The sequence below is a fragment of the Oleiagrimonas sp. genome (assembly GCF_027858935.1).
Classification (GTDB): domain Bacteria; phylum Pseudomonadota; class Gammaproteobacteria; order Xanthomonadales; family Rhodanobacteraceae; genus Oleiagrimonas.
In genome coordinates, this window is the sequence record NZ_JAQIBU010000150.1 from 1 (window position 1) to 2124 (window position 2124).

Annotated in this window: 3 protein-coding genes and 1 pseudogene; 2 read left to right on the plus strand and 2 right to left on the minus strand. The window is 64.2% G+C overall.

The window, feature by feature from the left end:
• Window positions 1-255: pseudogene (locus tag PF446_RS05530) on the minus strand (nitrate reductase); the annotation flags it as partial.
• Window positions 256-465: 210 nt separating this feature from the next.
• Between PF446_RS05530 and PF446_RS05535 the strand changes: the two are divergent.
• Together PF446_RS05535 and PF446_RS05540 are read left to right on the plus strand one after the other, a co-directional pair.
• Window positions 466-1140 carry a toll/interleukin-1 receptor domain-containing protein gene (locus tag PF446_RS05535; RefSeq protein ID WP_298070246.1) on the plus strand — a complete coding sequence of 225 codons (675 nt, stop codon included), beginning with the start codon at window positions 466-468 and terminating at the stop codon, window positions 1138-1140.
• Window positions 1141-1185: 45 nt separating this feature from the next.
• Window positions 1186-1536 carry a carboxymuconolactone decarboxylase family protein gene (locus PF446_RS05540; RefSeq protein ID WP_298070247.1) on the plus strand — a complete coding sequence of 117 codons (351 nt, stop codon included), beginning with the start codon at window positions 1186-1188 and terminating at the stop codon, window positions 1534-1536.
• 9 nt (window positions 1537-1545) lie between these two features.
• Here PF446_RS05540 and PF446_RS05545 read toward each other — a convergent pair.
• On the minus strand, window positions 1546-2124 hold a 579-nt coding region (locus PF446_RS05545), incomplete at its 5' end, for a DUF2235 domain-containing protein (RefSeq protein WP_298070248.1).

Consider the following 2124-nt stretch of genomic DNA (forward strand, 5'->3'; position numbering starts at 1 on the left):
GAAGCGGCTGGGAACAAACAGGTCACCCAGCACCACGCCCGCATTGGCCGTGAATGGCATGTCCGGAAGTCCTTTCCCGGCCTCGATCAACGCCACCTCGGCGCGCGCCGACAGCGCCTTGTGCAGCGCGTCCCATTGTTCCCGTGCATGACTGTGGTGAACCTTGTCGACCTGGTCTTCCATCCAGGGATTGATCACGTAGGCGACCTCGAAATGGGTCGGCGGACACATCAGGAACTTGGGGCGAGCCGTCATGCAGCGATCCTCGGAAACAAAATTGAAGTCTAAGGAATCATGATGAATGAATGGTTGCAAGCTGCAGATCGTCCACACGCGCCTGGTTGCTGTCCACGCAGAAACGCAGAGCACGGAAAGCGTGGCTCAATGCGCCCTGGAAACAGACCGTCTCGGCGCTTTTCCGACCGATACGACCCTCATCCGCAGCCGTCTGGTCCAGAGGTGGGCATGCAACGGGATCCGTCCACGGTATCGTCCCTCCGTTTCCGGGTCTTCATCAGCTACAGCCACCGGGACAAGGTCTGGGCTGACTGGCTGCACAAGACGCTTGAACCCTATGCCATCCCCAAGCGGCTGGTCGGCGAAGTCACGCAAGTCGGCCCCGTTCCCCGCCGCCTGACGCCGATCTTCCGCGACCGCGACGAGCTGGCCAGCGCCCATGACCTCGGTGCCAAGGACAACAAAGCGCTGGCGCAGTCGGCCAACCTGATCGTGATCTGCTCGCCCCGCTCCGCCGCTTCGCGCTGGGTCGACGAGGAAGTGCTGTCTTTCAGGCGCCTGGGTCGCGGCGAGCGCATCTTCTGCCTGGTCGTCGATGGCGAACCCAACGCCAGTGCCCTGCCCGGCCAGAGCGCCGAGGAATGTTTCTCCCCGACCCTGCGCCATGCTGTGGATGCAAGGGGCGTGCTGACCGATCGTCCCGCCGAGCCGATCCCGGCTGACGCAGCTTTTCGAATGTCGGCACCAGCTCAGACGAGCGCAAGAGCGGGGCGTCCACCAGGCAGGGAAAGTCAGGGCCATGAACTGCGCGCAGTCGAGCCATTCGCGCAACGCCAGCGCATGCCGCAACGAGACGCCCCTGTTCTTGACCTCGGTCTAAACGGTCGTTCCGGACAAAGTTGACAATATCGGGCCCCTTCCACGATTCATCGCCCCCCGGAGCACCCCATGTCCGCTGCCTCATACAAGACCCTCACCCACGATCTCAATCAGGCCCTGGCCACCTTCCGCAGCGAACAGCCCGAGACCATGACCGGCTTCTCGGCAACCGCCAAGGCGGCGCTGGCGCCAGGTGCCCTTTCGGCCGAGCACAAGGAATTGATGGCACTTGCCATCGGCATCGCCACGCACTGCGAAGGCTGCATCGGTTTTCACGTCAAGACACTGGTGCGCATGGGTGTACCGCGCGAGCAATTCATGGAAATGCTGGCAGTGGCCGTATACATGGGCGGTGGCCCATCGCTGATGTACGCCGCCGAGGCGGTGCGCGCCCATGAGCAATTCAGCGAACCCGGCTGAGGCACGCGGCTAGGAAGCTGTCACCGATGCCGGCCGCACGCGGGGCGTACCGGTTTCGTCGACCATCGACTCGGGCAGGTTGCGCGGACGGTAGTGCGGATCGCCGGCGATGCGCTGGAACACCGAACTGTGCACCATGGCGCCGTTCGGGATGAACCTGGGCTTCTGTTTCGGCGACAGGCTCCAGTGCGGCTTGAAGCGACCGTTGCCCGGTTCGCGCCGCCATACCCGTCGCGGAACCCACTGCGCCAGCTTCCAGCCCGGCTTGTCCACTTCATCGTGCATCGGCGCCAACGGGTCGGGGGCCGTCACCGGCCCCGGCGCGGCCCCGGATGACGGCAGCACCAGGGCAATCCGTTGCGGATCGATCAGAAGGTCGTACTGCTCGGCCTCGGCCATCATCCAGGCCAGCGCGATCTTGGCCAGCCCGCTTTCGGATTCCGGATAGCCACCGCCGATATCACCATGCACGCCGGCGAACCAGACCTGCCTGACGTCGGTGGCCTGCTTCGAGGACGACCACAGGTTGCTGCGGAAAAACTTGCGCCGCTCGTCGATGGACACGGCGTGGCGTACCGTCTGCACGCT